Origin of the sequence: Chitinophaga sp. (assembly GCF_039596135.1) — a bacterium.
In the GTDB taxonomy this organism is placed as follows: Bacteria; Bacteroidota; Bacteroidia; order Chitinophagales; family Chitinophagaceae; genus Chitinophaga.
Genome location: NZ_JBCNKH010000014.1, coordinates 93,561 through 118,817 on the forward strand (window position 1 = coordinate 93,561; position 25,257 = coordinate 118,817).

Genomic DNA, 25,257 nt, shown 5'->3' on the forward strand with positions numbered 1-25,257 from the left:
GTTAGTAAGCACATACTATGATCACACACTGCTATTCTACAATGTCAGTAAATCCGTTTATAAGAATGCCCGGTACGAAATCGGCTTCGCAGTATGTAGCAAATACACTTTGAGGGAGTCAGTACTGGAAACAGAAATCCGTAACGCCTGGAAACGTCAGTATTTAGGAGTCATTAACGAAGTTTAAGTATTAAACGGTTGAATTCTGCGGGCTAGGAATTCAAATTCAAACGCAATATAGGAGTTAAAAAAAATTATTCAAATTTTATTTTGAACAAATTATTGTCTATTTTTTATACAGATTCCTTACTATTGCATCAATAACTTCATCCCCTGAAACCCGATATTAAACTGAAGTATGATACCCTGCATTCGGAGTAAGTTCCGTCTGATTTTATTTCTCTCCACAATCTTCTTTTTTGCAGTGAGTACCATGACTGCGTCAGTAGCTGTATGCCAGCAAATACCTAAGGATACTGCGGTGAAAACTAAACTGCTAAAGCGGATCACTGAAATGTTGCAATTCAGACGCAACGCCAGGAAACGGGAACAGCAGCGGGTCATAACAATTGTAAACGGGCTTTTTGTAGATTCACTGCTGGCCACGCCGGCAGCGATTAAATACCTGAACTGGGCATTGAATAACGAACGCATCCAGAGTTATGCCTACTTACGTCAATTACTAAACGATAGTCTGTCGAAAAGAACAGCTGACACGGTCTTTATAAAAGACACTATTACAGACGAAGAAATGACAGAACTGGCAGCGAAGCTGATTCCATTATTACAACAAAAACAGGTGGAGATCAAAAATGATACTGCACAACAACAACGTTTAAAAATAATCCGGTCATTGTATGGAAGACCACCAGACAAGATTGATACACTACGCCTAAGTGATACCCTGGGCAGAACCTATAAAATACGACTCGCTCATCAGGCGGCAGTGATTGGGATTCAATCTAATGAATACCCCGAAGCCTACAGGAATTATAATTTCACATCATTGAGTTACCTGGCGGCAACGCCCCCTGTTCCGCCAAAGATTTTGACCGCTGCAGCAAAGAATCGTTGCCAGGCATTGTTAACTATCTCTAACCGCAATGGCTTGCTACAAGATGAAGCAGCGCAGTTTGAGCTGGTAGATTCATTATTGCCAATGTTGGAAGCACAACAGGCGGTAGGTGTTAATGTTTGGTTTAAAGGAGTAAAACAAAGCGAACGGGATGCACTTACACAGTTTGTGACGATATTGAGTAATCGTCTTGCTGAGAGATATATTGTAATGGTAACTATTCCTGCAAATGACAGGAACAAGGCATATGACCTTCGTGAAATGGCGCCCCTGGTAAAATATTTCCTGATCAATTTTACGGAAGCACCTGCAGAACCGGGTAGCAGCGATCCCCTGAAAGGGAATGTTAATTATAGCATTGCGCCAGTGGTATCAAAATATATCAATCAGCTGATCCCTCCTGATAAATTCGTTGTAATGTTACCTTACAATGGAATAAAATGGGAAGGTAAAAAGCCTTCGTTTGTTGCCTATAGTAATATTAAAAAAGAATATCCGGCCGACTCAATGATCAACTATGACGTGACAGCAGCAGCTGCCTTTGTCGAAAAAACAGAGAATGGCCTGCTGACCCAAACATGGTTTAATGATCCGACTACAATGGATGTAAAATATGATTATGTGCTGAGGAATGGATTGGGAGGCGTAGCTGTTTATCCTTTAGGTGCAGATGACGGATACGGTGAATTGTGGGATGAGCTCACTGATAAGTTTACAATAATCGATACCCTGTTTATCGATACCGTAAGACTGGTACCCAAGCCTGCGCCGGAATTATCTTTATGGAGAAAATTGCAATTACGTTTCCATCATGAAATGATTGGCATTGACAGTCTGTTGAAGGATCCCTGTAAAACCAATATGGCCAGGTATAAAAGTGATGATTATTTTAAGTACCTGACTATATTTTTATTTGTCTGTGCGCTGGTTGTTGGATTGATCTATGTCTACCAGGTGCGGATGGAAGGAACAGAATGGAAATGGCGGAAAAAGATGTTATACCTGTTGGTAACATTGATTGTGCTGATGATATTGTCAGGTACAATAAACCTGATGCTGGCCAAGAGAATGCCCTTGCTGGGCCTTACAGACGATACGGCTGAATGTAAAAAGATATCGCTGTATAATGTACTGGTAGTATTCCTGATTGGGATATTCCTGGGAATGACAATGATGAGAATATTTGTTTTCCCTATATTAAGAAAAAGAGACAAAGATATTCCCTGAGCGCCCAGATTGCTGAGTGCCCAGGGATATCCAAAGCTTAAAGGATAACTGATTTATTTGCACTGATGATAGAATTAATCACCTTTACAGTCGCCGCTGACCGCAACCCATCCTCCGGTGTATTTATCACATAATCCAGCAACTTATCAATGGTGCTTGTCGCTACATGCATTCTCGTATCGGATGAACCGTAATAAATAAACACATCTCCGTTTTCATCTGCAATCCATCCATTACTGAATAATACATTCGAAACATCACCTACCCGCTCCTCTCCTTCCGGTGCTAAAAAATATCCGGCTGGTTTGTGGATCACCTTTGTAAGGTCATGCAGGTCTGTCATAAACAAATAGCATACATACCGTAGTCCGGCCGCTGTATTTCTTACACCATGCGCGAGGTGTAACCATCCCAGGTGTGTTTTGATCGGCGCCGGCCCCAGTCCATTTTTACTTTCTGAAATAGTATGATAGACTTTGGGATCAATTACAATTTCTTCTTTAATCACGGCTCCTTCCATACTTGCCGCCAGGCCAAATCCAATTCCCCCACCGGAACCGGTATTGATAAATCCATCCTGCGGCCTTGTATAAAAAGCATACTGCCCGTTTACAAACTCAGGATGTAATACCACATTCCGCTGTTGTGGCGAAGGCGTAATTAAATCAGGCAAACGCTCCCAGCTGCGCAAATCTTTTGTTCTTACTATACCACACTGTGCCACGGCTGCTGACTGGTCAGTAAGTGGCGCAGCGGGGTCTTTGCGTTCTGTACAGAATAATCCATAGATCCACCCATCTTCATGCTGCACCATCCTGATATCATATACATTCGTATCCGGATTCTCCGTTTCAGGAATGGTCACCGGGGTATCCCAGAATCTGAAATTATCTGTTCCATTCGGACTTTCTGCGACCGCAAAAAAGGACTTTCTGTCTACAGATTCCACCCTGGCCACCATCAGATATTTATCACCAAATTTAATTGCTCCCGCATTAAACACCCCATTGATCCCATATCTCTCCATGAGATAAGGGTTCGTTTCCTTCCGCAGATCGTATCGCCAGCATATAGGTGTATGTGCTGCAGTTAGTACAGGGTGTGCATACCTGTCATACACACCATTGCCCAGTGGTAACCGGCTGTTAGGCCGGCTTAGCAATACTTCTGATGATTGCTGTAATGCTGCCAGCCGCTGTTCAAAGTTCATAACTTTTCGTTTTTATTGATTTCACGTTTAATTTTCCAGTTTGTCCCACCAGGTACGCTTTAAGATAAAGGCTATAACAACAAGGATGCAGACCGTCACAGCCAGTGGCAACTGGCACCAGAGCACCACATACATGGGCAGGATAGTCAGGCAGCATTGGGCAATGATACCCAGCACCACATTGAATATATCCAGCCCAAAGCGGCGATTGGGTTGAAAGTTGGGTTCTTCGGCCACCACCAGTGCATGCACCGGCGCCCAGAAGCCCCAGGGCCTGACCGTACGATAAAATGTTTTTAAGGTCTCCATGTCTGTAGGTGGTGCGGCATAAGTACCCACCACACATCCTATAAGCGAAATGAAGAATAATAAAGGCCAGTTGTATAATGGTAACCCTGTAAAGATGAAGGGGAAAATCAGGGCAGCTACAATACCGCAGATCATGCCCCAGAAGAACCCATTGGCATTAAAGCGCCACCAGTACCATTTCAGCATATTGGCAGCAATGTAACCACCATACAGTGCGCCGACTATCCATTGCAGAATGCTGTTTACATCTTTTGCAAAGAAACCCAGTACAATGCTGATCGCTACTGTCAATACACCTACAGTATAATTCATGGAGATGATCTTTTTGTTCGATGCACCAGGATTTACATATTTCAGGTAGATGTCATTCACGATATAAGCCTGGGCAGCATTCAGCGTACCACTAAAGGTTCCCATGAATGCACCGAGCAACCCCGTTAATACAATACCCAATATACCCGCCGGCAGAAATGCATTGATAGCAGCCGGTAAAATCCGTTCGAAATCTGTTCCACCTGCGCCCCTGATGTCGAGCTGGTTGTAATACAACAATGCCATCACTGTTAATCCAATGATCATGGAATACCTTACAGGCAATAAAATCAGGGATACAAACCCCGTCATTTTACTTGCTTCTTTGGGGGAGCGGCTACTCAATACCTTTTGCATATCGTAGTTAGGCGCTGGTCCTGCCAGGCTCGCAAAGACGCCTTTGAACAGCATCATCATGAAGAACAGGCCAAAGAGCCCATAGCCATCATCGGCTATCTTTTTATTGGCATCCGCGATCAGCGCTGACCAGTCAAGATCTAATTTCCATCCAAAGAAAGGATTGCCCCAGCCCTGTGGTACCGGCAGTGTTTTGCCATGCAGGTGTACCATTGCAATTCCGGCAATAGCAAAACAGCCAATGGTCATGATGATGTACTTAATCATATCACTCAGCACAATGCTGTGCATGCCACCCAGGATGGAATAAAACATCGCAAACAAAGTAAAGACGATACCATATACATGTGGTACATATGCCGGTGCCACCGTAAATGGAATGTAAGGTTGCACCAGCGACCAGGGCACAAATATCTCTATGAACTTACCCAATCCTACAAATCCATACGCCAGAAAGCCCAGGCAACCTAACAAAGCAAAAGCCACCACTACATTGTGCGACGACTTCACTCCCCTGCCGCTCAGTCCAAAGCGGGTGGCGAGCCATTCGGCGCCTGTGTTGGCATTAGAGCGGCGCAGCCATTTAGACAGGAACATCATGTTGAAAACCTGGTTAAATACCGGCCATAACCATGGGATCCAGATGCTCTTCATGCCGTACACAAAACAGAGCGCTACCATCCACATGGTACCGCTGATGTCGAACATGTCAGAGGCGTCAGAGAGACCTAATAGGTACCAGGGCAGCTGTTTCCCACCCATCAGGTAACTCTCTTTGTTCTGTCGGGCTTTCTTGCGGAGGAACCAACCGATCATTACCATACCAATGAGGTAAAGAATAATAATGGCGGCATCAAATATTGTCAATCGCATATTATTGTTTGTATAGTCCTAGTTCAGCAGCATCACGTTCAAAAAGAGTTTTCTTGTCATTATAAAAAACCCTGAAATCCTCTGCAGATAACTGCCCCGGGTAAGGCATATAGTAATGCATCTTCTTCATAAATTCATTGTACCCATGATTGCGCCATAACAGCACGTATGCGATCTTATAATTCCCAATCGCGGGCAATAAGGACTTTGTCCACCACGATGCATCGGGAATTGCTTCATATCCTGTTTCCCCCAATGCAGGAATCTTTCCTTTCTCTGTCACAATACTATCCAGCAGGGCCAGTTGCTGCTGTACATTTTTGACAAAGCTGTCATCATACTGATAGGTATCGAAACTGATCACATCTACCATATCATCCCCCGGATATCTTTCCAAAACGAGGGCTCTCTTAGTCTCCCCACTGGTGTTATATACATAGAGTAAATTATGGAGATGCTTCTCTTCCTTTAAATAGTAAACAGTGAACCGCCACAGTGTTTTGAATTCATCGGGTGTGCAGGCTGTACGTCCCCACCAGAACCAATTTCCGGTAAGTTCATGAAATGGCCTGAAGAGTATCGGAATTCCATTCAATGATTGCAGAAATCCTGCTACCTTGTCCAGCCACTCCTTATACAGTGCATGATTCACGCCACCAGGCAGGATACTGGTCACCGTACCATGAGTCGTATCCCATGCCCCCTTCTCCGCGCCGAATGGACTACGTGCATGCCAGCTGATTGTAATTACACCACCACGCTCATATCCCTCTCTGATATATTGCTTCATTTTTTTAAATGGTACACCATCGAGATTTTTATCTCCCCCCGGCAATTCTATTCCGCCAAGGTCCCAGCCATACAAACCCGGATAATCGCCACAGACTGCCTTCACATCACTATTCCCCGCTTTATATTTCCAGTTCACCCCATAAGCGAGATCATCCTGGTGCCCTACCAGGAATCCTTTAGCAGGTAATTGCTGCAGGTGCTGATACAGGTTCTTTGTTTCCGCATTCGCTTGCTTATCTGCCTGTGCAAATGCAGCGGTGCCCATAAATAGAAGTATACCACAGAGTATTTTCATATGCTTAGAATAAACCCAGATCATCAATATAAATAAGACTATTATTGTTGCTGAACTCCTGTATCACCAATATAGACAAGTTAGTCGGATTGCCCAGTGCACTAAATGGTACACTATAATCCGTCCAGGTACCTTCTGACAGGGTAAGTATTACACCTGTACCTGATACCCCATTGATGTACAGTTTTACCTGCATTCCTTTGGTACCACTGCCACCATACATAGATAACCTTATGCCCTGGTAACTCGTCACATCAACCCAGGAGCCACATTGGAAACCACCATATCCGCCGGTATACTGTACCTTGATACTATTACTACCCCTGCGTACCTGCTCTGTACTCCCTGTCGTTACATCTGCAGACCATGGCCCAAACCACCAGTCTGCATTCGCTGCATCATCATATACAGCATAACTCATCCCAAAGGGATTTGCAGATTTTGTTGTACCACCTGTAGATGTGGTGATATATAAATACCCTGGCGTAAACCCATCCGGTACTTTGATTTGAATGGTCGTATCCGTGCTGGATACAATCTCTGCTGTCAGTGTCCCGATTTTTACACTTTCCAGGTTCTGGAACCAATTCCCCGCAATATTCACCACTGCGCCCGCATCACCAACCGCCGGATCAAAGGACGTAATAGCCGGTGCAGGGATTTCGACAGTAAAGTCATAATCTGCCTGCCCGTATTTTGTAATCACCGTCACTTTATTCGTAAGGCTATCTGCAATCTCACCGGGGATCTGTACCGTCACACTGGTATCTGTGGCGTAGAAATCGCCGGCACTTACTTCCAGTGTATTGAACCGAACGGTTTGGGTTGTAGCCAGGTGCAAACCTTTTATCTGTACCCATTCAGACAATGAACCGGAACTGATCCCCGTCGTTCTGTCTGTGGTCGTGGTGACTGATGAAATGATCGGCGCTGCCGTATCTCCGGAGTCTTCTTTTTTGCAGCTACCGAAGAGTACTAATGCTATGAAGAGTAACTTTTTCATAAGTGAAATTTTTAGTTTATTACCATCCGGGATTATTACTGGTGATTGCAGAATTAGAACTTAATTCACTGGTTGGTATAGGCAACAGGAGGTTTTTATTTGTTCTTACCTTAGATATATTATCCTGCCCCAATGAAATTTTATTCATCACCTGCAAATAAACACCCCAGCGAATCAGGTCATACCTGCGGATATTTTCCAGGGAGAACTCACGTCCTCTTTCTTCCAGTACAAAACTGCGGAACTCTTCCTGTGTCAGGCCAGTCGGCGCTGCTGTCGCTTTAGATCTTTGTCTTACCTGGTTCAGGTATTGGTAGGCCGCAGCATCCGGACCTGCATTCACTTCATTCTCTGCTTCTGCGTACATGAGCAGCACCTCTGAATAGCGCATCACCGGGAAAAACGCGTCGCTGGTAGATACAGTAGGATCAGTTACATCACTGAACTTGGTTACAAAGGCTTTATTGTCCGTACCGCCATTGTTGTAATAAGAATTGCCGCTGGCATCTGTACTGTATTTGGAAGATTCCCAGGATGGATAGTAATAATTGGTACCTGCTGATGTTTTTCTATAAGCAGTATACTGATGGGTAACACCGTCCACTATACGCGTATCCAGGTCTTCCTCATAGTTCTTATAATGGTTGTTGGTCATCCAGACTGCCCCCAATCCAAAGTTGTAAGAGCCGGCAGTGAAATAAGAATGTAAATCATTTACAAAGGAAGAACCAGCAAGGGATTGTATTTCCCACATATGCTCCTTTCCATTGCGATTCGCTTTGGTCCAGATATCAGCCCAGTTGTCAAAGAGGGAATACTGGCCAGCCTGAATCAGTTCAAGCGCCTTGTCTCTTGCCAGCGTATAACAGGCTTTACTGTCCAGGCTATCATAACCTGCTACCACATCTTTGGCATAACTATAGTAAGCATTGTCCTGGCCACCACGTACAGAAATATTGCCGGAGAGCGCACCTGACCCCATCGTCAGGTATACTTTTGCAAGAAATCCCTGTGCTACACCTTTATTCACCCTGCCTGTTTCACCGGAACGGGAGTCAGTAGCATAAAATAAGCTCGCTTCAGCACGTTTCAGATCACTTACAACAGTATCGTACACTGCTTTCACAGAAGAGCGGGGAATATTCTGGTTGGGATCTGCAGACAGGGAATGCATACGTAAAGGCACGCCCCCATACAACTGAACCAGCTGGAAATATGCCCATCCTCTCAGGAAATATGCTTCGCCCATCACCCTGCTTCTTAAATCGTCTGTAATTTTGTCTGAAGCAATGCCTGGTACTTTTTCCAGCACCGTATTTGCCCTTGAAATCATGAGGTACAACCCGGACCAGGGGCGGTCAATTCCCCAATAACTGGAAGGGTTACCAGCACCTGCATATCCCAGGTACCAATCCGCACCAGATACATGGTCGTCATCCAGCAGGGTCAGGTTCCAGAAGGGTTGTATATAGAGATCGTAAGTAAATAACTCGCTGTAAATACCATTGACGGCGGTCACCGCATCATCGCCGCTGGTATAAAAATCATCCGGGGAAATAAAGCTGTAAGACGTTTCTTCCAGCTGCTTCTTACAGGCGCTGGCGAACAGCATACCTACCGTCGCTATTAAGAGAATTATTTTTTTCATAATGTGGTCATTTTTAGAAATTAGCACGAACGCTGAAGGTATAAGTCCTTGAACCAGGGTAACCACCCAGGTCCACCCCAAATAAAGCAGGATTATCGCCAAAACCGTTTACCTCAGGATCATAGCCGGTGTATTTGGTAAAGGTGTACAGGTTATTTACTGCCAGGGATACACGGAGTGCAGAGATGCCCGGAATTTTGTTCGGCACATTATAACCGACCTGTACGTTCTTGATCTTTACAAAACTTCCATCTTCAATATACCTGCGGGAGAAGTACATAGTACGCCAGAACTGGTGAATGGCTTTCGGACCTGTAGCGTGGCTGTTGTCCTTACCTTCCTGCCAGCGGCCATCCCACATGGCCTGGGTAATATTTTTATAATCCCCGATGTTCCCAAAGAAACGGTAGTTCATATTGATTACATCATTGCCTTGTACACCGCTCACAAAGATGCTCAGGTCCCAGTTTTTATAGCGGAAGTTGTTCGTAATACCGAAGGTGTAGTCTGGATTGGTATTACCAATGAATGTACGGTCATTGGTAGTAATACCTGGCTGGCCATCCAGGTCCTTGTATTTTATTTCGCCAATGGTTCTTTTTACAATAGCGTCTGACTGGGAGGCGTAGTAAGGATCGTTGCGTACCTCTGCTTCATTGTCGTAATAGCCATCTTCCCGGTAGCCATAGATGGCCCCGATGGGATGACCTACTTTCTGAATAAAAGGTGCGTCGCTGGTATTGATATTGTCCGCAAACTGCTCTTTCACATCTCCACCCAGGCTCAGGATTTTATTCCTGTTGAACGCGATGTTGGCATTCAGTGTCCATTCAAAGTTTTTAGTTTTAACCGGGGTACCATCTACGGCGATTTCCAATCCTTTGTTTTCTACACTGCCTGAATTACGAAGCGCTTTGCTATAACCGCTGGAGGCGGGTGTAACGATGTATTGTAATAAGTCCTCAGTTTTCTTTTTGTAGACCTCTACATGCAGGTTCAAACGGTTGTAGAGACCCAGGTCCACGCCCAGGTTGTAGGCAGAAGTGGTTTCCCATTTCAGTTTATTGTTCGCCGGACCAGAGTAATAATCATCTGCCAGGCCTGTAACTACAGTGCCCCCCAGTACATAGTTGTACACTGCCAGTTTTGATAAAGAGGCATAGGAACCGATCCCCTGGTTACCTGTCTGGCCATAGCTGGCACGAAGTTTCAGGTCACTGATGGCTGTGTTGCCTTTCAGGAAATTTTCATTCACTACTTTCCAGGCAAGGGCAAAGGAGGGAAAGTTTGCCCATTTATTATCCTTACCAAACTTACTGGAACCATCGCGGCGTACAGATGCTGTGAGCAGGTATTTATCTGCATAGTTGTAATTGGCACGTACCAGCCCTGAGATCAATGTAGAGCTATACCTGTTGTTCGTAGGTGTAACCTGGATTTCGCCCGCATACAGGTTTTCATTCTTCATGATATCGTTCGGAAAATCCTTTGCCTGCATGTTTTTAGACTGACCATCTGTACGCTCATAAGTGGCACCGGCAACTACATTAATCGTGTGTTTGTTCAACTGTTTCATATAGGTAAGCAGGCTTTCAGAGACCACGCTGCTCCAGGTATCGTCGGCTTTGAGGCCCCAGCCGTTCACAGACTGGCCTTCATAAACGGTACGGGGATAATACTGATCACGCAGGTTATAGGCATAGTTCATACCTATGTTCTGACGGAACTTCAGGTCTTTTGTTATGCTCACTTCACCATAGTTGGAAGAGAAAATATTAATACTGGATACTTTGTTCAATACATCTCTCGTATAGATGTAAGGGTTGGTTACGAAGTAAACGCTGGTAAAAGCACCGGTGGCAGGATCGGTCAGAGACAAGGTGCTGGGAAAGGTCAGGGCTGACCTGACTACCCCTGCGGTCACGTCATCAATCTTTGTGGTGCCGGTTTTCACACCGTTCATGATAGAGCGGCTGATCATGGTACTGGTACCGATTTTTACACGCTGGCCGATGTTCCTGTTCAGGTTCATGTTTACATTGTAACGTTTGTAACTGGAATTGAGAATGGTACCATCCTGGTTCAGGTAGTTGAAAGACAGGCTGTGATTACCCGCATCACTACCACCGGATACGCTCACAGTATAGTTCTGTGTGAGGGCACGGCGAAAGATGATATCCTGCCAGTTGGTACCCTTACCATAATCATCTGGCCCCGGCGCATAGTAAGTAGAGTCGGGGTATCCGGACACGGGCATATCCTTGCCCGGATAAGGAAGATCATAGGAAGTTCCTTCAATCTCGTTTTCGTTGCGGAATGATTCGTTTTGGTACAGGGCATAGTCGTGGGCACTGAGCATGTGGATTTTCTTAAACACTTCATTCACGCCCATATTGATATTCAGTTCTACCTTGTCTTTGCCGCTGCGGCCCCGCTTTGTAGTGATGAGCACTACGCCATTGGCACCACGGGACCCATAGATAGCAGTGGCAGAGGCATCTTTCAGCACTTCGATAGATTCAATGTCACTGGGGTTGACGAATGCCATAGCATTAATAGTTTGTTTTTCATCGTCCCCGATAGAAGCCGGCGTGGAGCCGCTGCTGCTATTATTGAACGGTACCCCGTCTATCACATATAGCGGCTCTGTACCTCCAAGAAATGAATTGGAGCCACGTACGCGGATGCTCAAACCTGCACCGGGGGCGCCATCGTTCTGTGTTACGTTCACGCCTGCCAGCTTGCCTTGTAAGGCTTCGAGGGCATTGGTAGGATTGTTTCTCACCAGGTCGTCCTTGCTGATTTTTTGAACAGCGCCTGTCAGGTCGGAACGACGTACCGCACCATAACCAATCACGACGAGGTCATTAAGCTGTGTGGACTGTAATTGTAAGTTAATGTCGTAAACGGTCTTTTTAGTGATGGGCAATTCCTGTGGCACCATGCCGATAAAAGAAACGACGAGTACTTTGCCCGTTTCAGGCACAGTGAGTGTGTAGTGTCCATTAACGTCTGTGCTTGTGGCCAGTTTCATGCCTTTTACCTGTACGGTAGCACCGGGTAGGGAATTTCCTTTCTCATCTTTGATCGTACCAGTGATTTTTCGGTCCTGGCCCAGGACCGCCACCTGGCATAAGACGATTAAAAGGATGATAGGGAATCCCTTTAAAAGATTGTTTTTCATAACGTGTGCGTATTTATAGCAAAGATGCCTTTAATTCACTCTGAATTGTAATACTTTTTTATCTCAATATTGTATTTTATCTGTCATATTCGTTGGCATATGTTTGCTCTGGCTGATCTAACTAAAATAATACTTTATTTCATAAATACTATACTATTATTACTAACTTGCAGGTAGAATCCAATCGTTATGAGAGGAAAATTATTACGGGAAATCACACCCCTGACACCCAATGATTGTTTCACGTTATTTGCCCGGGAAAAAACAGGTTTTGATTTTCCACTGCATTACCATGAGGAATTTGAATTGAATTTCATCCAGCATGCGACTGGTGCAAAGCGCATTATCGGGGATCATATCGAGGAAATAGGTGACCTGGAACTGGTACTGGTTGGTCCGAACCTGCAGCATGGGTGGTTTACACACAAACATGCCGGAGGGGTGATCCGGGAGATTACCATCCAGTTTCACAGGGATCTGTTCGATGATAAGTTCCTGCAGCGGAACCAGATGAGTTTTATCAGGAGTATGCTGGAAAGATCGCTGCGGGGTATCCTGTTTTCGCCGGAAACAGTGAGCAATATCATGCCCAGGCTGATACAGTTGCCACACAAACAAGGATTTGATTCTGTGCTGGAACTGCTGTCTATTCTGCATGACCTGTCTATTTCCCGGAATATGCGGATCCTGTCAGATGCCAGTTTCCGGAATACGGAGACCCTATCTTACAACAGCAGGCGGATTGACAATGTGATGAAATACCTGAACGAACATTTTGATAAAAATGTAACCCTGGGAGAAGCAGCAAAAATTGCGTCAATGACGGAGGTGTCTTTTAGCCGTTTTTTCAAGCTGAAGATAGGAAAGACATTTGTGGATACGCTTATTGAAATCAGGCTGGGGCATGCCTCCCGGATGCTGATCGAAACCACGCATAGTATTAATGAAATTGCCTATAAGTGCGGGTTCAATAACATATCGAACTTCAACAGAATTTTCCGGAAGAAAAAGGATTGCACTCCCAAGGAGTTCCGGCAGGCATATACATCGTCTTCCGGTGTGCGTACTTTTGTTTAAGTACCAGGTTCGACAGGATGATTCCCTGCCCCCTTTTCATAGGGCCATTTCAGTTAGGAATAAAAAAACACATCTTTTTTTTGGTGATTTAAAAATAAAGTCTACTTTTGCAATCCCAATCACGGGAACGGCCTCGTAGCTCAACTGAATAGAGCATCTGACTACGGATCAGAAGGTTTCTGGTTTGAATCCAGACGAGGTCACCAGGAGAAAAGTTTTGAACTCGAAAAAAAGAACAAAACTTTTCTCTTTCAAAAAAAGAAAGGACAAAATTTGGTTATCAATAAAAAGTTTTCTAAATTTGCCCTCCCAAACAGCCAAATGGCAAACAAATGGCTTCGTAGCTCAACTGAATAGAGCATCTGACTACGGATCAGAAGGTTTCTGGTTTGAATCCAGACGAGGTCACCAAAAAGCCCGTTTCATCTACATGAAACGGGCTTTTCTTTTATGCATATTTTACATTTGTCATCATGAAAATACAACTCTGGAGCATCGGGAAGGAAAATGACGCATATATCAGGGATGGTATTGCGGTTTTCCAGAAGCGGTTACAGCACTATACAGATTTTGAGCTGAAGCTGATCCCCACCGTCAAGCAGGCGGCCAGCCTGTCTGTACCGGAACTGAAGAAGGCGGAGGCAAAGATGATTATGGATATGCTGCAGCCACAGGACTACCTGCTGGCCCTGGATGAACATGGCAGGATGCATACCACCCTGCAACTGGCCGATTTCATACAGCAAAGGGAAAATGCCGGCACCAGGCAGCTAATTATTTTGATTGGTGGGGCATTTGGAATCGACAATAGTTTGCTGGAAAGGGCGCAACTGAAAATGTCCCTCTCCCCATTAACCTTTCCGCATCAGTTGGTGAGATTAATTATGACAGAACAGATTTACAGGGCGTATACAGTTTTGAACCGGGAAAAATATCATCATCAGTGATATTTTAAGTACATTACAACCTATAAATTATTTGACTCAACATGGACGGCCTTACTTTAACGTTTACAATTATTCTGATCACCAGCCTGGTTTCACTCACCACGTTGTTCTACAACCCGGAGAAGATTTACGACCTGAGCCTGCGACCCACTATGATCAAAGAACGCAAGCAGTACTACCGCTTCTTAACCTGCGGTCTCGTACACGCTGACCTCATGCACCTGGGATTTAATATGCTCTCCCTCTACTTTTGCGGACGCTTTATAGAAGGAACATTCGAAGCTATTTTTCAGTCTAAATTTTACTTCCTGATATTCTATGTGTTAGGCATTATATTGTCAGGTATACCCACATATATCAGGCACAAAAATGACGACCATTATTCTTCCGTAGGTGCATCGGGTGCTGTATCCGCTGTGATCTACGCGACAGTGTTATTTGCACCATGGGCAAAAATCTACGTACTGATATTTCCCATGCCGCTGATCCTGTATGCTGTATTGTACATTGCCCTGACTGCCTACCTGGATAAACGTCAGTTCGGAGATGGTATCAATCACTCCGCACACCTGTGGGGAGCAATATTCGGTCTGCTCTTTCCGATAGTTTTCAAGCCGGAAATCGCATTGTACTTTCTGAATCAGCTTATGCACCCGTCTTTTTAAAACGGATCAACACCATATTGAAAAGCCGCTTTGGTCTAATTCCAAAGCGGCTTTTCCGTTTTACACGGCCTGCTTTTTGCACTTGTGTCTTTGAATTAAGGTTCCACCTAAGCTAAAATGCGCCATCTGATGAAATCTAAGACCACCCGGATTGAGCAAGGAAGTAAATATCCCTACAATACCATTGTGGATCAGGAATCAATTAGTGGATTTTTTTCTACGGGAGACCTTTCATCACTTATCAGGAATTGGTAGCAATCAGGTATGGAAGAAAAAAATGTCAAAATATTATTGGCCGATGATGATCTGGAAGATCGCTTTATTATGCAGGACGCCTTCAATGCCATCAACCTGCCTGACGTGCCCCTACTTGTTGAAGACGGAGAGAAAGTACTACAGCATATGGAACAGCTCTACCAGCACGCCGGCACCCTACCTTCCCTGATTGTGCTGGACCTGAATATGCCAAGAATGAGCGGCACAGAAACCTTACGCGAACTAAAGAACATTCCTGAATATCAGGACATACCAGTGATTATTTTCTCCTCCTCCATGAACGTAATGGAAATGCATGAGTGCCGTCAACTCGGCGCGCTCTCCTATATGGTGAAACCGTTTACTTACGAGGAATACCTGGTTTCTGCTCAGCATTTTTATGATTTCTGCCTGAAGAAACATTCCTTCCCTGAACTGAGCAGTCTGATCCAAAACTTTAAATAGGCTGCCATTCCAGCACCAACATATTACTGGTATGAGGTGTAATCTTACACCGGTCGTCTATACGCATACCAATGATCCACACAATTCGTTTGGCTGATTCCAGCACCCACATATTTTCTTTCTGTATCAAAGACAATTTCTGATCTATGAAAAAGCGGCTCAGCTTTTTCTTTTTTCGCATGCCCAATGGATAAAAATAATCTCCTTGTTTCCAGCGGCGCATCAGCAATGGAAACTGTAGTGTATCCATGTCAAGGCAAGCCATGAGCGGGGATGTAGGGATGGTGGCGCCTTCGCTGTTCCGGATTTTCAACTTCAGGGTCCCTCCTTTCACCGGCACTACTGCCGTTTCCTTCTCAATCACTATTAAGGGTGCTTCAGGTGCTTCCAGTGGCGTAATGAGCAGCCATACCCTGTCACGGATAATGCGGTGGGTAGAGGTCTCTACCAGTCTGCCGGGTTCTGATTGCAACAGGTCTATCACCTGTGGCAATTGTGCAGGACTACAGCCAAAGTCTTTGAATATCTCCCAGGCAAGCGTTTGCAGCGGCGTCGCTTTTTGCAGCTTTAATACCGGTACTTTAAAGCTCTCACCTTGTTCAAACAGCAGTCGCTTTTTATGTTTCAGTACAGCTTCTGTGTACAATTGTTCCGCCTCCCTGAAACGGTCTATGCTGGCGGCCATCTGGGGTACGGCAGCCGGATAGGTTTCCTGTATAACAGGGATCACTTTGTGACGGAAAAAATTGCGTGTGTATTTTACAGTTAGATTTGAGCTGTCTTCTACAAACCCCCACCCGTTAACTGCAGCCAGTGCCACCAGGTCCTCTTTCTGTGCAAAGAGCAACGGCCGGATCAGGTGTTGCTGGCGGGGCAATATGCCATGAAGCCCTGCGATACCGGTGCCTTTGGAAAAGTTCATCAATACCGTCTCCACATTGTCCTGCATATGATGCGCGGTGGCAAGGAATGTATACCCCTGTTGCTGACGGGTCTCTTCCAGCCATGCATAGCGCAGTTCACGGGCTGCCACCTGTATGGATACACGCTTTTCACTGGCGTACGCTTCGGTATCAAACCGGGTGGTGTACAATGGCAGACCGAGTTCATGGGCCAGTGCGGTCACAAACGTCTCGTCTCTTATGGATTCTGCCCCCCTGAGCTGAAAATTGCAGTGCGCAATGGCACAATCAATGCCAGCCTGTTTATACAGGTGCGCCATTACGACGGAATCCACGCCCCCACTTACAGCCAGCAAAACCTTGTCGCCCGGCCGGTACAATTTTTCTGCTACGATATATGCTTTAAACCTATTGATAAGCTCCATGGTATTCATTCGATTGTTATTTTCTTACAGCAGATCATCCAGCGCCATCTGCAATTCATTGTAGGCATGCCTGTTATTTTCTGCTTTGGCCATTTCCATGCCTTTTTCGTATATGGCAATGGCCTGCTGCTCTGCTCCTGCCCTTTCCAGGAGCTTGCCAAGGTGATAGTACGAGCCCACGTACCCCGGTTCGTGTGCCAGCAGCTCTTCGAATAGCTGCCGGGCGTCGGTATCGTTGCCCAATTTGATATATTCCAGCGCCAATGCATGCTTCAGAAAGCTGTCATTGGGCGTCTGTTTCAAAAATTCTTTTATACTGGCTATCCTATCCATTATTTAAATATATTTGCTCATACCGCTTTTTTTCATAAAACAGTTAAGGCCATGAAGATATTAGTATGTATCAGTAAAACTCCGGACACGACTGCAAAAATAGCTTTCACAGACAACAACACGAAATTCAATGAAGCAGGTGTACAATTCATCATTAACCCCTACGATGAATGGTATGCCCTGGTCAGGGCGCTGGAACTGAAAGAGTCCCTCAACGCTACTGTACATCTCATTACCGTGGGTGGTGCAGATACGGAACCCATTATCCGTAAAGCCCTTGCATTGGGAGGCGATGAAGCCTTCAGAGTGAATACTGAGAGTCCCGACAGTTATTTTATCGCTGCGCAGATTGCAGCCCATGCCAAACAGCAGGGTTATGACCTGATCCTGACAGGAAAAGAAACCATCGATTACAATGGCGCCGCTATTGGGGGTATGGTCGCAGAACTGCTGGACCTGCCTTATGTATCTATCGCTGCAAAACTGGAACTGAGTGGCAATACTGCCACCATCAACAGGGAAATCGAAGGTGGCGAAGAGATCGTTACTGCAGACCTGCCGGTAGTCGTATCCTGCCAGAAGGGAATGGCCGAAGCCCGCATCCCTAATATGCGTGGTATTATGGCCGCAAGAACCAAGCCACTGGCGGTGGTAGAACCAGCACCTGCCGATACGCTGACTACCATTGCAAGCTTTGAGTTGCCACCAGCCAAAGCAGGTGTTAAAATGATCAGCCCCGATAATGTGGAAGAGCTGGTAAAGCTACTGCACGAAGAAGCGAAAGTGATTTAAGTTAACCGGTCTTACTGAATACCCCGTTAAGAAAAATCATTCCACGTCAGGCGCCTCGCCTGCAAACATTAATCAACAATCTAAACAGTCAATTCGATATGTCAGTCCTCATATTTGCAGATCAGGCCCAGGGAAAGATTAAAAAGGCGGCTTTTGAAGCGATTCAATATGGTGCAAAAGTAGCACAACAATTTAATACAACTGCGACCGTGCTGGTGCTGGGAGAAGTGCCTGAAAGTGAATTGACAGCACTGGGCAATTACGGTGCGGGCAAGGTACTGCATGCAGCAGATGCACGCCTGAATGAAACCGAAGGAACCGTATTTACAAAGATCATTGCAGCTGCTGCGGAGCAGGAAGATGCAGATGTGATCATATTCCCGCACAACTTTGATGGCAAGGCCATCGCCCCCAGGGTGGCAGCCCGTCTCAAGGCTGGGTTCGTGTCTGGTGTGGTTTCTTATCCGGATACCAGCAATGGCTTTGTGGTAAAAAAGAGTGTCTTCTCCGGCAAAGCATTCGCCAACATTAATATCACCGCTGCGAAGAAGGTAATAGCAGTAATGCCGAATACCTTTGCCGTGGAAAAATCTTCCAATACTGCTACAGTAGCAGCATTCCCCATTGCTGTCAGTGACGGGGATTTTAAAGTTAAAGTGAGTAAGGTCGAAACAGTGAGTGGAGAAATTCCGCTGACGGAAGCAGAGATAGTAGTAAGTGGTGGTCGTGGGTTAAAAGGACCTGAGCACTGGGGCCTGGTAGAAGATCTGGCAAAAGCACTGGGCGCAGGTACCGCCTGTTCAAGGCCGGTAGCGGATTCAGGCTGGCGCCCCCACCATGAACATGTGGGCCAGACGGGCCTGACAGTGCGGCCGAATCTGTATATTGCCATAGGAATATCGGGTGCAATACAACATTTGGCAGGGGTTAATGGTAGTAAGGTGATTGTTGTGATAAATAAAGATCCGGAGGCACCGTTTTTCAAGGCGGCAGATTACGGAATTGTGGGGGATGCGTTTGAGGTGGTGCCAAAGTTGACCGCAGCAGTAAAGGCATTAAAAGGCTAATTATAGATATTCAACGATCGACTTTTGCCAACGGTGAAAGTCGATCGTTTGAGCTGCCAGGGCCTATGGCCAGCTGGTAAAACCAAGGTTGATTTATTACGTAATTTTTAGATAAGGAATATTTTTTCTAACTTCACGACTTATAAAATATTCAGCGACAACGCAGGACAGATATGAGAAAAATAGAACTGGAAATAGTTGCCCTTTCGCACAGCATTACACAAACACATTCATACGCCGTCGTATTGGGGGAAGTGAACGGTTTGCGCAGATTACCTATTGTGATAGGTGGATTCGAGGCACAGGCCATTGCTGTAGCGCTTGAAAAAATGCAACCCAGCCGCCCACTGACACACGATCTGATGAAGAACTTTATGAATGCATTCAACATTGAATTACACGAAGTAGTCATCAGCAATTTGCAGGAAGGGATTTTTTATTCAAAACTGGTCTGCTACAGTAATGACGAAACCATTGAGATAGATTCCCGTACCTCCGATGCATTGGCATTAGCCGTACGTTTTGGTTGTCCCATCTTCACTTACGAAAATATCCTGAACAGTGCCGGAATCTTACTCGATGACCCTGCCGGCAAGAAGGGGCTAAAACCTGTCACACCGACCATTTCAGAACACGAAAAAGGCACTGAGGATGATCTGAAAGTCCTGAACCTGGATGAGCTTACACAACTGCTACAGGAAGTATTGGAACAGGAAGATTATATCCGGGCAATCGCAATACGCGATGAGATCAATAGCCGGAAGAGCAGATAAATTATACCTTTTTTCCGCATGATCGTTTTTCCAAATTGCAAGATAAATCTGGGTTTGCATATTATTCGCAGGCGTGCGGATGGTTTTCATGACCTGGAAACGGTATTCTATCCACTACAGCTCACAGATGCGCTGGAGGTGTTGAGCCCGGGAACATTACAATTTAACAGCAGTGGTATCGCCATACCAGGTGCTGCAGCAGATAATTTATGCCTGAAAGCATGGCATTTGCTGAAGAAGGATTTCCCTTCCATCGCAGCGGTAGATATTCATCTGCATAAGCATATTCCTATTGGTGCAGGGTTGGGCGGTGGTTCAGCAGATGCGGCTTTTATGCTGATGCATCTCAATCAGCGTTTTCAGCTGGAATTGACCACAGAACAGTTAGTAGCATATGCCGCTGTACTTGGCAGTGATTGCCCGTTTTTTGTGTTGAATAAACCCTGTTATGCCACCGGGCGTGGTGAGGTAATGAGCCCGGTAGAACTGGACCTGAACGCCTGGACGTTTGTATTGGTATGCCCGGATATACACGTGAATACAGGCTGGGCGTTTAAACAGCTGATCCCAAAGGAACCAGCCGTTTCTCTGGTGGAAGTGATTAAGCAGCCAGTAGAGGAATGGAAGGGGTTAATGAAGAATGACTTTGAAGAGCCGATCTTTAGTGCACATCCGGAACTGAAAGAAATTAAGGAGAACATGTACAGGCAGGGTGCGGTGTACGCAACGATGAGTGGAAGTGGTTCGGCAATGGTAGGGATATTCCCGAAGGGCACAGGATTTACAGCGACGTATAAAACTTTTACAATATAACAAAGCCGATGTCATAATGACATCGGCTTTATTCGTTGTATCGTTGGAGGCTCCCGCTTATTTAACGGTTGCTACGAGCTTCTTGAAAGTCTCAGGCTCATTCATAGCCAGATCAGCCAATACCTTTCTGTTCAGATCGATATTTTTAACTGACAGCTTGTGGATGAACTCAGAATAAGTGATACCTTCAGCACGAACTGCTGCATTGATACGCGCAATCCACAACTGACGGTAGTTTCTCTTCTTTAATTTACGGCCAACATAGCTATATGTAAGACCTTTCTCCAATACGTTTTTGGCTACGGTATAAACATTCTTACGTTTACCATAGAAACCCTTGGCCTGCTTTAAAATTTTCTTCCTGCGGGCTCTGGAAGCTACTGCATTTACTGAACGAGGCATTTTGTGCTCTTTTTTCCGTTTTAGTTAAATAATTAATTTACAAACACCGACTATCTGAGTGCGAGCATTCTCTTTACCAGATCCAGGTTAGCGGAACTAACCAGGCTGCTGCCTCTCAGGTGGCGTTTTCTTTTGGTAGCTTTCTTGGTCAGCAAGTGACTTTTGAAGGCATTATACCGCTTAATCTGTCCGCTCCCGGTTACCTTGAAGGTCTTCTTAGCCCGGGAATGAGTCTTTACTTTGGGCATCTTACATCAAATTTGGTCTGCAAAGGTAGATAAATATTTTATACAACGAACGCCAAAGATAACTTTTTTATTCACGGATTGTGGATGTGGATAACTTTTCTGCATAAAAGTAAAAATTTTTTTTCTCCCATTAAGTACCTGAAAATCAAAATTCCTCTCCCCCTTTACTTCCATTTATGCTTTTATATCTTAAGTGATAAGTAATACACATTTTTTGTATTTACTATATTAATGTTAATTTTAATTTCAAAATAGTATTATTTAAAGCCATATCGTAAAACTTAACCAGGCCTATGAAAGCACTTTACACTTCATGGATCGCCTATTCCGTAAGGAGTAGGTTACTTTTTCACCCTCAAAATTATGAAAGACCACAAAGAGCGCCCGATCGTTAATCCAGCCCTCTCTGATAGTTTTTTCCCAAAATAATTGAAGATGAAAAAGATTCTAATCCTATTATATAGCTGTTTGTTTCTCGTCATGGGTATAGCACGAGCGCAATCAATCTATTTCAACATACCGGATACGGTATGTATGTCCACTAATAATAGTACTGCGGATCAGGCCAAATTTGTTAGTATGAATGCCCTACTGTCCAGCAACCAGGTAGGTAAGGCAAACTGGGTGATTACCACACCATCCGGAACTGATGCAGATTACACCATCCTGTACTCTGACGTCAACTCCACCGTCAAGGCCACCCAGCTGACAGGCACCCGGGCACTGACCATTCAGTTCCTCACCGCCGGTACTTATACTTTCACAGTCACCATGAAAAGAGACAACGGTGCAGACATTGTCAGGACCGCCAAAGTCGTGGCTGTAGACTGTACCATCTCGACCTGTAATGGTGGCAATGCCCAAATGCCCGGGTTCACCGAAAATTTCGGTACCCTACCGTCCAATACTTCAAGGATGGCATATTCGCCTGCTTCTGCTATTACATATATTTATCAGCCATCAAATAGTCTGAATGATAACTATTATGCAATATCCAATACCACACAGCTGAGACCCGAATGGGTAAACGCCCTGGACCATACCGGTCTGACACGCGGCGGTATGCTGGTGGCCAACTCAGATTATACACCCAGTATCTTCTTCCAGAAAGAAGTAGACGGCCTTTGCCGTGGTTCTGTTTATAACTTTAGCGCATGGCTCCTGAACACCGATAGTTCCTCTGTATTCAACAGCAATTGCGTAAGTGATTATAAATACGCCGGGGTCACCTTCCAGATCCTCAATGCGGCAAATACCAGCCAGATACTCGCAGAGTTTAAGACGTATGCGGTATCCATGAATATTAAAAAAACACAATGGCAAAGGTATGGTGGTTCATTCACCGTACCTTCCGGCGTTACTAACGTACTCGTTCGGATCAAGAATAACTTTGACGGTGGTTGTGGTAACGATATCGCTGTTGATGATATCGAATTCCAGTATTGTAGCCCTGTCATCACAGCCCAGATTGAAGGCCAGGCCGATAACCTGAAAGAGGTATTGTGCGAAGGCGCTCCTACTGTGATTACTTCCGCTTATACACCTACTACCTACTTTACCAATCCCGAATACCAGTGGGAAATGTCCGACGATGGCGGTGTAACCTGGTTCAACGTACCGTATGGTACTGCCAATAACGACACCCTCGTGATTGCGGAAGGCGAACTGACTGCTACCAAAACTGAAGCAGCAGATTACTATTTCCGTGTAAGGATCTACGAAAGCGGTAGTTCCTCCGAAACGTGTGCTTCCCCATCCTCTGCCGTCAAAATAACGATCCTCCCGATGCCTACCCTTTACCTGACCAAGAGCCAGGTGTGTGCGGGCGCCGTAGTAGAACTACAGGCTTCGGGTGGTTTTGATGAATTTAAATGGAGTGATACCTCATACGTCGGTCCTAAGCGAACGATTACACTGGTATCAGATACTACCATTACCGTATATGGCTATATTTATTACGGTATCGATGGTGGTAAGACCTGCGTGGACTCCAACAGCGCAAGCATTAAAGTAGATGATAAGCCAATCGTGGAAATCGCTGCTTCGCCTACCGCTATTTGTGTGGGTAGCAGAATTACCTTCACTATAAACGATGCACTGAATGTAGATTCTACAGGCGGTCATATATATTGGTATAAAGGCGCAGATTCCACCGGCACATTGCTGACTGACTATACGGATCAGACTTCGATGAGCTATACAACCCAGACTATTGCCGACAGCGTATTCTCTGTCGTCGTCAAGTCCGGCGTCTGTATCGTACAATCCGCTCCTTTCCATATAGATCTCACCGATGTACCAGCGCCTCCTGCCGGTAATCACCTGATTTCCTGCGTGGAGACCAATCAAAACGGCACCTTCACACCAGGCCGTACCCAGATCACCGGTACAAAAGGCACCTGGTCTGTGATAGGCGTGGAAGGACCGGGTGTTTCCGATCCGAGCAACGTTGATTTTACTGACTATATTGGTGGTAATTTTAATAACCCGGCTGCAACTTTTACACTGTATCATGCAGGTACTACCGTATACCTCCAATATACTGTGAAAGCTAATAACAACGCTTCCTGCGTTGGTTATGCATACGATACCCTGACCCTGGTAAGTGGTGCTTCTGCTGCTTATGCTGGTCCGGATACTACCCAGTGTGGTACTTCGAATGTGTTTACCATGGCAGCCACCCCTCCAAACACTGACCTGACCGGTGTGTTTGCTGAAGAAGGTACCTGGACGCTGCTCTCAGGTAGTGGTGTGACCATCGATGATATCCATGCTTATAATACGAATGTGACTGTAACTCCTGTAGGTACACCACAGGATGTAGTCCTGCAATGGAGCATCGCAAATACAGTTGGTTGTGCCACCACTTACGACACTGTTACACTGCATTATGCAGCTGTGCCAACAGTGACCCTGAAGCCGGTGACCTTCTGTAACACAGCTACTTCCTTCTCACTGGATACAACCGCTACCTCAGGTAATCCTTTATATTATAGCATCGCTGCTGCCAGCACAGGTGCAATGCCTGGATTCACTGCGGTTGCTGAAACACCGATCACTACATGGCCAATCGCTGTAACTGTTCCGAGCGGTGTTGCGGCAGGTACTTACAACTTCCTGCTGACTGTAAGAAATGATTATGGCGGCTGTACCAATACGATTCCATTCTCTGTGAATGTAGAATCTCCTTCCACAGATCCTACCGGCGTGACCGTTAGTTCTCCGAATATTTGTACCACTGGCTCCTCTACCCTGACTGTAACAGGTGGTTCCCTTGGTAAAAACCCGGATGGTACGAATGCCGCACAATGGGTATGGTACGCAGGCGGTTGTGGTACCGGTACTGCCATCGGCACTGGTACAACCATCACTGTGACTGTATCTGCTACTACTACTTATTATGTAAGAGCTGAAGGTACAGGCGTATGTGCTGCTTCAAATTGTGCAAGCGGTACTGTAACTGTGTATACTGCCCCTACTCCATCCAATGCAGGTCCTGACCAGACACATTGTAGTGACTCCCTGTTCACTATGGCGGCCAACACCGCTTCTGTAGGTGCAGGTACATGGACCCTGGTAAGCGGCAAAGGAACAATTACCACCCCTTCCAGTCCTACTACTACTGTATTCGTGCTGGCCGGCGACACCGCTACCCTGGCATGGACCATTACCAACGGTGCATGTACAACTTCAGACCAGGTGGTGTTGATTAACTATAAACAACCAGTACCTGCCAATGCCGGTCCGGATTCCATCAAGCAGTGTGCGACTAATACCTTCACCATGTCAGCCACTGCGCCTGCCATCG

General features: G+C 45.5%; 20 protein-coding genes and 2 tRNA genes. 12 read left to right on the top strand and 10 right to left on the bottom strand.

Annotation, left to right across the window (positions count from 1 at the left end):
• Positions 1 to 358: 358 nt before the first annotated feature.
• Positions 359 to 2,302: a glycosyl hydrolase family 18 protein gene (locus ABDW16_RS11865; RefSeq protein WP_343669968.1), complete on the top strand. Its 1,944-nt coding sequence runs from the start codon at positions 359 to 361 to the stop codon at positions 2,300 to 2,302.
• A 37-nt stretch (positions 2,303 to 2,339) separates the two neighbouring features.
• Here the strand turns inward: ABDW16_RS11865 and ABDW16_RS11870 are convergent, their stop codons facing one another.
• The 6 genes from ABDW16_RS11870 to ABDW16_RS11895 are packed head-to-tail and all read right to left on the bottom strand — an operon-like array spanning position 2,340 to position 12,285.
• A complete protein-coding gene (locus tag ABDW16_RS11870) occupies positions 2,340 to 3,512 on the bottom strand; it encodes a glycosidase (RefSeq protein WP_343669969.1) in 1,173 nt (390 codons plus the stop codon).
• Between the two features lie 27 nt (positions 3,513 to 3,539).
• On the bottom strand, positions 3,540 to 5,363 hold the full coding sequence (locus ABDW16_RS11875) for a sodium:solute symporter family protein (RefSeq protein ID WP_343669970.1): 1,824 nt from the start codon (positions 5,361 to 5,363) through the stop codon (positions 3,540 to 3,542).
• Between the two features lies 1 nt (position 5,364).
• Positions 5,365 to 6,450 (bottom strand): glycosyl hydrolase, encoded by a 1,086-nt coding sequence (locus ABDW16_RS11880; protein ID WP_343669971.1) that lies wholly within the window; start codon positions 6,448 to 6,450, stop codon positions 5,365 to 5,367.
• 4 nt (positions 6,451 to 6,454) lie between these two features.
• On the bottom strand, positions 6,455 to 7,453 hold the full coding sequence (locus tag ABDW16_RS11885) for an IPT/TIG domain-containing protein (RefSeq protein ID WP_343669972.1): 999 nt from the start codon (positions 7,451 to 7,453) through the stop codon (positions 6,455 to 6,457).
• 19 nt (positions 7,454 to 7,472) lie between these two features.
• Positions 7,473 to 9,101: a RagB/SusD family nutrient uptake outer membrane protein gene (locus ABDW16_RS11890; protein WP_343669973.1), complete on the bottom strand. Its 1,629-nt coding sequence runs from the start codon at positions 9,099 to 9,101 to the stop codon at positions 7,473 to 7,475.
• A 13-nt stretch (positions 9,102 to 9,114) separates the two neighbouring features.
• Positions 9,115 to 12,285 (bottom strand): TonB-dependent receptor, encoded by a 3,171-nt coding sequence (locus ABDW16_RS11895; protein ID WP_343669975.1) that lies wholly within the window; start codon positions 12,283 to 12,285, stop codon positions 9,115 to 9,117.
• A 189-nt stretch (positions 12,286 to 12,474) separates the two neighbouring features.
• Here ABDW16_RS11895 and ABDW16_RS11900 point away from each other — a divergent pair, with 189 nt between their 5' ends.
• The 6 genes from ABDW16_RS11900 to ABDW16_RS11925 all read left to right on the top strand — a co-directional run bounded on the left by ABDW16_RS11900 (position 12,475) and on the right by ABDW16_RS11925 (position 15,694).
• Positions 12,475 to 13,362, top strand: a complete 888-nt coding sequence (locus ABDW16_RS11900; protein WP_343669977.1) for an AraC family transcriptional regulator — start codon at positions 12,475 to 12,477, stop codon at positions 13,360 to 13,362.
• Between the two features lie 129 nt (positions 13,363 to 13,491).
• Positions 13,492 to 13,568, top strand: a tRNA-Arg gene (locus ABDW16_RS11905).
• Positions 13,569 to 13,696: 128 nt separating this feature from the next.
• A tRNA-Arg gene (locus ABDW16_RS11910) sits at positions 13,697 to 13,773 on the top strand.
• 62 nt (positions 13,774 to 13,835) lie between these two features.
• Positions 13,836 to 14,309, top strand: coding sequence for a 23S rRNA (pseudouridine(1915)-N(3))-methyltransferase RlmH (locus ABDW16_RS11915; protein ID WP_343669978.1), 474 nt, complete (start codon positions 13,836 to 13,838; stop codon positions 14,307 to 14,309).
• A 41-nt stretch (positions 14,310 to 14,350) separates the two neighbouring features.
• Positions 14,351 to 14,974 (top strand): rhomboid family intramembrane serine protease, encoded by a 624-nt coding sequence (locus ABDW16_RS11920; RefSeq protein ID WP_343669979.1) that lies wholly within the window; start codon positions 14,351 to 14,353, stop codon positions 14,972 to 14,974.
• Positions 14,975 to 15,238: 264 nt separating this feature from the next.
• Entirely contained in the window at positions 15,239 to 15,694 is a 456-nt protein-coding gene (locus ABDW16_RS11925; RefSeq protein WP_343669981.1) for a response regulator, read from the top strand.
• Here ABDW16_RS11925 and tilS read toward each other — a convergent pair.
• Positions 15,687 to 17,030, bottom strand: coding sequence for a tRNA lysidine(34) synthetase TilS (gene tilS / locus ABDW16_RS11930; protein WP_343669983.1), 1,344 nt, complete (start codon positions 17,028 to 17,030; stop codon positions 15,687 to 15,689). The genes ABDW16_RS11925 and tilS overlap by 8 nt on opposite strands.
• 15 nt (positions 17,031 to 17,045) lie before the next feature.
• Entirely contained in the window at positions 17,046 to 17,324 is a 279-nt protein-coding gene (locus ABDW16_RS11935; protein WP_343669985.1) for a tetratricopeptide repeat protein, read from the bottom strand.
• 81 nt (positions 17,325 to 17,405) lie between these two features.
• Between ABDW16_RS11935 and ABDW16_RS11940 the strand changes: the two genes are divergently transcribed.
• From ABDW16_RS11940 to ispE, 4 genes are all read left to right on the top strand, one after another.
• The gene (locus ABDW16_RS11940; RefSeq protein WP_343669987.1) at positions 17,406 to 18,146 is read left to right on the top strand and encodes an electron transfer flavoprotein subunit beta/FixA family protein; all 741 of its coding nucleotides are present in this window, start codon (positions 17,406 to 17,408) and stop codon (positions 18,144 to 18,146) included.
• 98 nt (positions 18,147 to 18,244) lie between these two features.
• On the top strand, positions 18,245 to 19,213 hold the full coding sequence (locus tag ABDW16_RS11945) for an electron transfer flavoprotein subunit alpha/FixB family protein (protein WP_343669988.1): 969 nt from the start codon (positions 18,245 to 18,247) through the stop codon (positions 19,211 to 19,213).
• Positions 19,214 to 19,386: 173 nt separating this feature from the next.
• Positions 19,387 to 19,986: a bifunctional nuclease domain-containing protein gene (locus ABDW16_RS11950; RefSeq protein WP_343669989.1), complete on the top strand. Its 600-nt coding sequence runs from the start codon at positions 19,387 to 19,389 to the stop codon at positions 19,984 to 19,986.
• Between the two features lie 18 nt (positions 19,987 to 20,004).
• Complete coding sequence (gene ispE, locus ABDW16_RS11955; RefSeq protein ID WP_343669991.1) at positions 20,005 to 20,799, top strand: 4-(cytidine 5'-diphospho)-2-C-methyl-D-erythritol kinase; 795 nt, start codon at positions 20,005 to 20,007, stop codon at positions 20,797 to 20,799.
• A 57-nt stretch (positions 20,800 to 20,856) separates the two neighbouring features.
• Here the strand turns inward: ispE and rplT are convergent, their stop codons facing one another.
• A complete protein-coding gene (gene rplT / locus ABDW16_RS11960; protein ID WP_072357586.1) occupies positions 20,857 to 21,201 on the bottom strand; it encodes a 50S ribosomal protein L20 in 345 nt (114 codons plus the stop codon).
• Positions 21,202 to 21,251: 50 nt separating this feature from the next.
• On the bottom strand, positions 21,252 to 21,449 hold the full coding sequence (gene rpmI, locus ABDW16_RS11965) for a 50S ribosomal protein L35 (protein ID WP_072357585.1): 198 nt from the start codon (positions 21,447 to 21,449) through the stop codon (positions 21,252 to 21,254).
• 579 nt (positions 21,450 to 22,028) lie between these two features.
• Between rpmI and ABDW16_RS11970 the strand changes: the two genes are divergently transcribed.
• A partial coding sequence (locus tag ABDW16_RS11970; protein WP_343669995.1) for a hypothetical protein occupies positions 22,029 to 25,257 on the top strand: 3,229 nt, incomplete at its 3' end.

Excerpts from the sequence above, each read along its gene's own strand:
- tilS (WP_343669983.1), bottom strand. The coding sequence starts at position 17,030 with ATGAATACCATGGAGCTTATCAATAGGTTTAAAGCATATATCGTAGCA.
- ABDW16_RS11945 (WP_343669988.1), top strand. The coding sequence starts at position 18,245 with ATGTCAGTCCTCATATTTGCAGATCAGGCCCAGGGAAAGATTAAAAAG.
- ABDW16_RS11870 (WP_343669969.1), bottom strand. The coding sequence starts at position 3,512 with ATGAACTTTGAACAGCGGCTGGCAGCATTACAGCAATCATCAGAAGTA.
- ABDW16_RS11900 (WP_343669977.1), top strand. The coding sequence starts at position 12,475 with ATGAGAGGAAAATTATTACGGGAAATCACACCCCTGACACCCAATGAT.
- ABDW16_RS11875 (WP_343669970.1), bottom strand. The coding sequence starts at position 5,363 with ATGCGATTGACAATATTTGATGCCGCCATTATTATTCTTTACCTCATT.
- ABDW16_RS11890 (WP_343669973.1), bottom strand. The coding sequence starts at position 9,101 with ATGAAAAAAATAATTCTCTTAATAGCGACGGTAGGTATGCTGTTCGCC.
- ABDW16_RS11925 (WP_343669981.1), top strand. The coding sequence starts at position 15,239 with ATGGAAGAAAAAAATGTCAAAATATTATTGGCCGATGATGATCTGGAA.
- ABDW16_RS11865 (WP_343669968.1), top strand. The coding sequence starts at position 359 with ATGATACCCTGCATTCGGAGTAAGTTCCGTCTGATTTTATTTCTCTCC.
- ABDW16_RS11895 (WP_343669975.1), bottom strand. The coding sequence starts at position 12,285 with ATGAAAAACAATCTTTTAAAGGGATTCCCTATCATCCTTTTAATCGTC.
- ABDW16_RS11940 (WP_343669987.1), top strand. The coding sequence starts at position 17,406 with ATGAAGATATTAGTATGTATCAGTAAAACTCCGGACACGACTGCAAAA.
- ABDW16_RS11915 (WP_343669978.1), top strand. The coding sequence starts at position 13,836 with ATGAAAATACAACTCTGGAGCATCGGGAAGGAAAATGACGCATATATC.
- rplT (WP_072357586.1), bottom strand. The coding sequence starts at position 21,201 with ATGCCTCGTTCAGTAAATGCAGTAGCTTCCAGAGCCCGCAGGAAGAAA.
- ispE (WP_343669991.1), top strand. The coding sequence starts at position 20,005 with ATGATCGTTTTTCCAAATTGCAAGATAAATCTGGGTTTGCATATTATT.
- ABDW16_RS11880 (WP_343669971.1), bottom strand. The coding sequence starts at position 6,450 with ATGAAAATACTCTGTGGTATACTTCTATTTATGGGCACCGCTGCATTT.
- ABDW16_RS11885 (WP_343669972.1), bottom strand. The coding sequence starts at position 7,453 with ATGAAAAAGTTACTCTTCATAGCATTAGTACTCTTCGGTAGCTGCAAA.
- rpmI (WP_072357585.1), bottom strand. The coding sequence starts at position 21,449 with ATGCCCAAAGTAAAGACTCATTCCCGGGCTAAGAAGACCTTCAAGGTA.
- ABDW16_RS11920 (WP_343669979.1), top strand. The coding sequence starts at position 14,351 with ATGGACGGCCTTACTTTAACGTTTACAATTATTCTGATCACCAGCCTG.
- ABDW16_RS11950 (WP_343669989.1), top strand. The coding sequence starts at position 19,387 with ATGAGAAAAATAGAACTGGAAATAGTTGCCCTTTCGCACAGCATTACA.